We start from the raw sequence: 8,281 nt of genomic DNA on the forward strand, positions 1-8,281 counted from the left end.
ATCGTCCACGCCGATTTCGCGGTGTGGCAGGCACCGCAGCCATCCACCGCCTGTGGACAAAAGAAATCCGTGGATCCGGTCACCGCTGCCCCCGTACAGCCAGCGACTCACGCTGTGCGCGGATCCGGATGTGGGCGAAAAAACGAAGAGTGACCGCGGCGTCGCATCAACCTGCCGGTCCATCGACCGGCAGGCAACACCGCGGTCACCCATACCGCCATACGGCCCCATACCGCCGGAGTGTTCAGACCTTCCCAGGTGGAACCACTCCGGCGGACATTCTTACGTGGCCGTCCTCACGTGGCCGTCCTCAGGCGGAGACCACGTCCAGGCTGACGGTCGCGACGACGTCGGTGTGCAGGTGCACCGAGACCGTGTGGGCACCCAGTGACTTGATCGGCTTCGGTAGTTCCACCCGCCTGCGGTCCAGATCGGGACCGCCGGCCGCGGCGACCGCCGCCACCACGTCCGCCGCTGTCACGGAGCCGAACAGCCGACCTTCCTTACCCGCCCGGCTCACCAGCTGGACGGACAGCCTGGAAAGCTGGCCGGCGATCTCCTTTGCATGCCCGAGGTCTCGGACCGCCCGAGCCGACCGTGCCCGGCGGATCTGGGCGATCTGCTTCTCGGCACCCCGGGTCGCCACGATCGCGTACCGACGCGGGATGAGGTAGTTGCGGCCATACCCGCCGGCGACCTCGACCGTGTCACCGGGGCTACCGAGGCCGGGTACCTCCTGAGTGAGGATCAGCTTCATCGCCAGTCTCCTCAGCGAGCCGTCGAAGTGTAAGGCAGCAGCGCCATCTCGCGGCTGTTCTTCACCGCGATCGCCACATCACGCTGATGCTGACTGCAGTTTCCGGTGACCCGCCGGGCGCGGATCTTACCGCGATCGGAGATGAACTTCCGCAGCAGCGAGGTGTCCTTGTAGTCGATGTAGTCGCTCTTGTCCTTGCAGAACGCGCAAACCTTCTTCTTCGGTTTGCGCACGGCCGCCTTGGCCATCGTGCACTCCTATATGTCTGTGGGTTCGACCGCAGGCCCGTTCAATTCGCGCATCCGCAGGCCACGCGGGCCGCTGGTGGTCCGCTGGTGGTCCGCTGGCGGACCACTAGAACGGGGGTTCCTCGGAGTAGGCGCCGGCCGGCGCGGACCACGGGTCCTCGACGGCACCGCCGCCGTATCCCGATCCGCCGCCGGCGGGAGCGGGAGCGGGAGCACCGTAGCCGCCAGCCCCGCCGGCAGGACCCCCGGGCGCAGGCGGCCCGCCGTACCCACCGGGCGCAGCCCCGGCACTCGGTCCGCCATAACCGCCGCCGCCGCCGGCGCCACGAGCCGCCTTGACGACCTTCGCGGTGGCGTACTTCAGTGACGGGCCGATCTCCTCGACGTCCAGCTCGACCGAGATGCGCTCGTTACCCTCGCGGTCGGTCCACTTCCGCTGCTTGAGCCGACCTTGCACGATGACCCGGGCGCCCTTCTGGAGCGATTCGGCAACGTGCTCCGCGGCCTGCCGCCAGATGGAACAACGCAGGAACAGCGCGTCCCCGTCCTTCCACTCGTTGGTGGTCCGGTCGAGGGTCCGCGGCGTCGAGGCCACGGTGAAGCTGGCAACCGCGGCACCGTTGGGGGTGAACCGAAGCTCGGGGTCGTTCGTCAGGTTTCCGACCACCGTGATGACTGTTTCGCCGGCCATGAAGCCGCTCCCTTCAGGCCGCGATCTTGCGTCGGGGCTTCTTCTTCTCGGGAAGCCGGATCACCTTGGTACGGATCACCGATTCATTGAGGACGAGCTGGCGGTCGAGTTCGGCGACCACATCCGGCTCGGAATGCAGGTCGATGACGGCATAGATACCCTCGACGCTCTTGCGGATCTCGTAGGCGAGCCGGCGGCGGCCCCAGACTTCGACCTTCTCGACAACGCCGCCGCTGGCGCGGACACCGGTCAGATACTGGTCAAGGGACGGCGCGACCGTGCGCTCTTCAAGATCCGGTTCGAGGATGACCATCAGTTCGTAATGCCGTGGCAAGGGTGAACCCACCTCCTGTGGACTCGGGCGGCCACGGAGGATTCCGTGGCAGGAGGGACAGTGCCGCGTGTCAGAGCGCCCGCACGCGCACCGCGCGCGGGCCAACGAACGGCAACCTGGCAAACACTACTCGATCCACGTCAACCAGCTGGCCCGCGACCCGGGGCGTCCGAACCCGTGGCGGCCGAACCGGTGGCTCAGTCGACCCACTGGCCCTGGGTGAAGGCGACGACAAAGGCGGCCATGACGGGCGCGCAGAGCCAGACGTAAGCCGGCCGCACCCAGGGACACCGGGTCGCTACCCGGGCGAGCAGCAGGTACATCGGAAAGGCGACCAGAATTGTCCGAATCCCCGAGGCGTAGTAGTTCGAGCTGCTCATCAGCAGCGTCGCAGCGCCGACGAAGGCAGCCTCACCCAAACGCGCCGACCACACCAGCGCCACGGTCAGCACGACGCCGATGACCACGGCTGCCATCTCACCACGCCAGAACCAGGTCCACGCCGAGGACTGCGATGCGTCGAAGGCTCCGTGCCAGGTCGCCCGCCATCCCACCCACGGCCAGTCGATCTCCCGGTGCCAGCCGACCCGCATCGCCTCGGCGTAGGAGTCCCACCGGCCGGTACGGACCCGTAGGTAGGTGACGAAGGCGAGCACGGGCAACGGGGGCAGCGCGAGCGCGAGTCCCGGCGTCGCGAACACCGGTAGCCCCGCGCGCCGCCGGCTGACGACATACTGCACCGCCAGCGCGAAGCAGAAGGGGATTCCGGTGACCCTGGTCGAGGCTGCACCGGCGCCGAGCAGGCCGGCGAGCCACCAGTGCTGGCGGCGTGCGGCAAGCCAGGATGTGGTGGCGAAACCGAGAAAGATCGCCTCCGAGTATCCCGCGCAGAGGAATACCGCATAGGGGAACAGCAGCAGCGCGAGGACCGCGAAGTCCGCGGCACGGCGGTCCTGGTCACCCGGACCAGCCCAGAGTCCGATACCGCCGGCGGCCCGTCCGGTCCCGCCGGAAGCCCGTCCGGTCCCGGCGGACACCGGTCCGGTCCCGGCGGACACCGGTCCGATGGAAGCCACCACCGGTCCGGTCGAGGTTGACGCTCCTGCGACCGCAGTGTCATCGATTTGCAGCTGCCAGATGGCCGCCACCGCCACGGCCCCCGCGACGAACGAGACGGCCATCCCCGCAACCGTCCAGTCACCGATGAACAGGTGAGCGACACGCATCGCGATCGGGTACCCCGGAAAGTCCACCTCGGTGTGGTCGGCGTACATCGGGGACTCGTATCCGTACCGCGCGACCTTGGTGAACAGTCCGACGTCCCAGCGGTTCCACAGCGTCGACACGCCCGGCAGATCAGCACTCGGTTGACCGGACAGTGCCCGGGATGTGGCCAATGACAACACGATGACCGTGACCCGGCTGACGAACCAGATCGGCAGGGTCGCCCGGACTGCTCGCGGAATCCTGTTCAGCCACGTCCGGACGGTGCCGGGCGCACCGGTGCCGGGCACACCGGACCCGAGCAGCGCGACCGGGCCGGACTCCGGTTCGGCTCGACCGGTCCGGTCGGGACGGGGATCTTCCGATGGCACGGTCATGGACCAGCCCCGACAGCTGCCGCCCACCCGCCCGGATCGGCCTGCGTGCAGTCCCGGTCCGTCGCGGTCGCGGTGTCCGCCGTGGCGCGCACGGCCCGGCGACTGCGCCGGTCCGCCGCCCCGTCGAGCACGCCACCAGCCGGATCGTCCGCTCCGGTGCGGCGGACGACGTCCAGTTCGGGCCGCAGGATCTCGCGAATGACCAGCGAGGCGAACACACACAAGGTGAGGTCGCGGATGACGACGGCGCTCACGAACCAGCCACGGTCGATTCCGGACGCTCCGTTGGTGTCGTTGTAGACGAAGTGCAGGAACCGGGTCAACAGCACATATGCCTCAGTCGCCTGCCAGGCCAGGAACGCCGGCCACCGTGGCCGGGCCAACGCGGCGAGCGGTACCAGCCACAGCGTGTACTGCGGCGAGAAGACCTTGTTCGTCACCAGGAACACGGCGATCGTGAGGAACAACAGCTGGGGCAGGCGCGGACGCCGGGGCGCGAACCATGCCAGCGCGGCTATGCCGAGAAGAAGTATCCCCAGTACGACCATCGAGATGATGTTGAGTTTGCCGGTGGGGATGCCGTGCTCGCGGACATCGGTCAGTACCACGGGGACGGCGACTGCGACCAGCAGCCACCCGGTGCATGCCACCAGCACGATCGCCCATCGCCAGGCCGGCCAGCGCGATGTCGCCGCGATTGCCGCGGCGGCCAGCGCGATCCCGACCACCGCCATGGTGACCAGGTGGACGGTGCCGAACATGCGGGTCGAAAAGGAGCTGGCCAGCCAGGTCGTGGCGAAGGCCAGGGAGTCCCAGTCCGGACCGCGCTCGGAGTTGAGGTCGACGAAGCGCAGCATCGCGTTCGTCCCGTCGCCCCAGTGGCCCCCGAGCTTGCCGAACCAGTCGCCACCGGCCCACAGCGTCGTCCAGATGCTGTCGCCGACCCGTTCATCCCCCTTGAAGTACCCGGCGACCAGCCAGAGGGGTACCCAGACCGCCACGGCGGTCACCACTGTCGCCACGAGCGTGCGGATGAAGGGCCGGATCCTGCCCGCACGCAGGGTGAGCACGGCCAGCGGCAGCAGGAACAGCAGCGGGTAGAACTTCGTCGCCGCGCCGAGCCCGATCAGGATGCCGGCGAGCGTGGGCGCTCGGCGTGACCAGGCGAGCAGGCCGCCAGCGGCGAATGCCACCGCCAGGATGTCCCAGTTGGTCATGAGATGGAGCACCAGAACGGGCGCGAGCGCGACCAGCGCGGCGTCGAAGGCTCTGGCCCGGCCCGCGGTCAGGGCCGTGGCGAACACCGCGACACAGGCCGCCACCAGGAACAACAGAGCCGTGACGTCATAGAAGGTGGCTGTTCGATGGTCGATGGTGTAGCTGGCCACAACCTGCCGGCCGTCGTCGTCGCGGTACACCGGCTGCGACGGCGAGGCGAATCCGGCGACGGAGGACGCGAGCGCCATGGCCGCGCCGATCAGCGGCGGGTACTCGGTGGGGTAGTCGAGGAAGGGCCGCTTGCCGTTGGCCAGGCCCTCCTGGCCGTACAGGGCGACCACGTCGGAGTAGCACATGCGCGTGTACTGGTACTCGTGCGACCAGTTGCGGGTGTCGCGGCACGGTGCCTTCTGGGCGTAGGCCAGCAGGCAGATCAGGACGGTGAAGGCCATCAGGACCCGCAGCGGCGTCCACCAGCTCCGGTTGACACCGATGCGGGCGTGTGCCCCGGGCGGACCACCGATGAGCATGCTCGCACCGGCAACCACCGGGTCCTCGCCCGACGGGCTCACCCGGCGCACAGGTGCCGTGAAACCGGGCACCTCAGGGTCCGTCCCAGGATGTGTCTCCCGGTAGCCATCAGCCATGGGGCATTCTCACCTGACCAGCATGGGGCACCGGAACAGCACGCCTTCCACACGGGGTGCGTCTCGCGCTGACACGGGGTGCGTCTCGCGCTGACACGTCATGGGCTCACGGGGTAGGCCCGGCCTGGAACGGAAGAAGGTTACCATTGCCATTACCGTTAGTAGGCGATGGTCTGGGTTTCGGTGTCGCCGTCGGTACCACTTGTCCGGGTGGGGTGGTCGTGCCGGCGGTGGGTGAGCTTTCCGGAGTCGGTCGCGACTGCGTGGGCATCGGCAGCACTACTGACGGCACCGGCGCGGGCAGCGCCGGGACGCTCGGCTCGGGGGTCGGCGACGGTGACGCGTTCGTAACCGTCCCGACGTACTTCGGCGCGGCAAAGGGCTGCGGCGCCACCCCGGTCAGGGCGCCGTCCATGAATGCCTTCCAGACCTTGGCGGGATAACCGCCGCCGTAGACACCGCTCATGGCCCCGGGGATACCGGTCAGCGCGGTGTTCTTGTTCACGCCACCGTCCCCCCGGAACATGTTAACGCAGGCCGCCATCTGTGGGACATAACCGCAGAACCAGGCGGTCCGGAAATTGTCGGTGGTACCGGTCTTGCCAGCCGCCGGACGGCCGTCGGCCAACTGCGCGGCCTTGCCGGTACCGTCCTTGATGACCGACTGCAGGGCATAGGTCACGTCCGCGGTCACGCTCGCCGACAGGGCGTTCGTCGATCTCGTCGGACCCTCGTAGATGACCTTTCCTTTGCCATCGACGACCCGGTCGACGAGGTGCGGGGTGGTCGCCTTGCCCCCGTTCGCGAAGGCGCTGTAGACCGCGACCATGTTCTTGGCGCTGATGCCGTCCCGGCCCAGGGTCACCCCCGCGTCGTCGGTGAGCGCGACGTCCTTGGAGACGCCGAGGGCGCGCGCTGTGGAGAGCACGTTGTCGATCCCGGCGGTGATACCCAGCGGCACGAACACGGTGTTGATGGACTCCGCGGTCGCCTTGATCAAGTTTGGATAGCCGAAGTTGCCGTGTTCCTCGTCGTTGTGAACGACGTACGTTCCAGTGCCGTCGGCGGCCTTTCCGGGAATCTTCAGCACGTCCGGGGCTTCATAGGTCGAGTTCAGACTCGCGCCGTGCGTCAGGGCGGTCGCCAGTGTGATCGGCTTGAAGGTCGACCCGGGCGGCACCTCGGCCTCGGAGACGTTGTCCTGCCAGAAGGTCTGGCCGTTCGCACCCTTGCCGTAGATCGAACCGCCGTACCAGGCGAGTACCCGCCCGGTGCCCGGTTCGACCGCGACCAGCCCCGTTCGCAGGTCGGGCACGGCCGCATAGGGCTTCTGGAGCACGTTGGTGACGGCCAGGTAGGCAGCCGTCTGGCGGCCCTGGTCAATGCTGGTCTGGATGCGCAGACCCTGGAGGTTGATCTGCTGCTCGGTGATACCGGCGGCGATCAGTTCACCCTTGACCTGATCACGAATGTAGGCGGCCTGTGGCGATGACACCGCCAGGCCGTTGGACTTGTCCCATTCCTTGGTCACCGGTGGCTTCGCGTCGGGACCGGCGCGGGACGCGCCCAACCATCCCTTAGCGACCATCGTGTCGACCACTTCGTGCCAGCGGCGCTCGGCGGCGACCGGGGTCGCCCGCGGGTCGAGCGCGTTCGGGGAGCGGATAAGCCCGGCGATGACCGCGCCCTCCTCGGCCGTGAGCTCCTTGGCGGGTTTGCCGAAGTAGGTCTTGGCCGCGGCCTCGATGCCGTAGCATCCACGGCCGAAGTAGATCGTGTTCAGGTAGAATTCCAGCACATCATCCTTGGAGTACTGCTGATCAATCTTGATCGCCATGGCGATCTCTTTGAACTTCCGGGAGAAGGTCCGCTCCTGGCTCAGATAGGCGTTCTTGGCGTACTGCTGAGTGATGGTGGAACCGCCCTGGGCGATCTCGCCACCACGGAGGTTCACCCAGACCGCTCGGACGATTCCCTTCGGGGAAATGCCGGGCTCGCTGTAGAAGTTCTTGTTCTCGGCGGCCAGCACCGCGTGCTGGGCGTCCACCGACACCTGGGACAGGGGGACGTTCGTCCGGTTGACCGTTCCGATCTTAGCGATCTCAGTCCGGCCGTCGGCGTAGGTGACCACCGACGTCTGTTCGGCGGCGTTCACCGTCGGCGGCAGCGGCACCTTTGTGAAGGCCAGGACGACCGCCACCAGGGCTGCGACCATCAGCACACTGAACAACAGCCCGAGCATGACCAGCCGGCGCAACCACCGTGGACGGTTTCGCCAGAACATCGGACCGTGCTTCCCCTGACCCTTCCGGACCGTCGACGCGGCCGCGCGGCGGCCCGCATGGCGGCCCGAGGGGTCGCCTACCTGATCGGGGGCGTCACCCGCAGCCTCGGCGGGCACGTCATCGGGACGAGGGCGGCGCACGTAGGTGGTGGAGTCGCCGGTGCGCTCGCGGACTCCGATGCGTTCCATCGCGGCGCGGTCCGTCGTGTCGTACAGGTTGTCGACCGTCCCATCCACCGCTCCGACCCGTCCGTCGGGACCACGAGCGGGTGCGCCCGAACCACCGGTACGGGGATGGTCCCGGCGGACCGGCGCACGCCGCACGTGCGTACGTGCGTTGTCATCGTCGCGCGGGTGCACGTCCCGATCGTAGGGTGGCCTCACTGACAGTCCCGTCCGTTGCGGCAGGGGGTACGGACCCCGCATGGTCGGTGGCTGCCGGGAGACGCTACGCCGCCCCACCTTGGCGCATCCACACCGCCTCCGGCAAAACCGGGGCTA

The 8,281-nt window shown here is 68.1% G+C and carries 7 protein-coding genes; all 7 read right to left on the reverse strand.

The window, feature by feature from the left end; genetic code table 11:
- Positions 1-310: 310 nt before the first annotated feature.
- Positions 311-757 carry a 50S ribosomal protein L9 gene (gene rplI, locus U9978_RS13170; protein WP_322761391.1) on the reverse strand — a complete coding sequence of 149 codons (447 nt, stop codon included), beginning with the start codon at positions 755-757 and terminating at the stop codon, positions 311-313.
- Between the two features lie 11 nt (positions 758-768).
- Entirely contained in the window at positions 769-1,005 is a 237-nt protein-coding gene (gene rpsR / locus U9978_RS13175) for a 30S ribosomal protein S18 (RefSeq protein ID WP_131749434.1), read from the reverse strand.
- Positions 1,006-1,111: 106 nt separating this feature from the next.
- A complete protein-coding gene (locus U9978_RS13180; protein ID WP_322761392.1) occupies positions 1,112-1,696 on the reverse strand; it encodes a single-stranded DNA-binding protein in 585 nt (194 codons plus the stop codon).
- A 13-nt stretch (positions 1,697-1,709) separates the two neighbouring features.
- The gene (rpsF, locus tag U9978_RS13185) at positions 1,710-2,030 is read right to left on the reverse strand and encodes a 30S ribosomal protein S6 (protein ID WP_322751390.1); all 321 of its coding nucleotides are present in this window, start codon (positions 2,028-2,030) and stop codon (positions 1,710-1,712) included.
- Positions 2,031-2,227: 197 nt separating this feature from the next.
- On the reverse strand, positions 2,228-3,631 hold the full coding sequence (locus U9978_RS13190; RefSeq protein WP_322761393.1) for a hypothetical protein: 1,404 nt from the start codon (positions 3,629-3,631) through the stop codon (positions 2,228-2,230).
- Positions 3,628-5,496: a glycosyltransferase family 87 protein gene (locus U9978_RS13195; protein WP_322761394.1), complete on the reverse strand. Its 1,869-nt coding sequence runs from the start codon at positions 5,494-5,496 to the stop codon at positions 3,628-3,630. Before U9978_RS13195 ends, U9978_RS13190 begins: the two co-directional genes overlap by 4 nt.
- A gap of 106 nt (positions 5,497-5,602) precedes the next feature.
- Complete coding sequence (locus U9978_RS13200; RefSeq protein WP_322761395.1) at positions 5,603-8,164, reverse strand: transglycosylase domain-containing protein; 2,562 nt, start codon at positions 8,162-8,164, stop codon at positions 5,603-5,605.
- Between the last annotated feature and the right edge of the window lie 117 nt (positions 8,165-8,281).

The organism is Protofrankia sp. Cr2, from assembly GCF_963555885.1.
Lineage (GTDB): Bacteria > Actinomycetota > Actinomycetes > Frankiales > Frankiaceae > Protofrankia.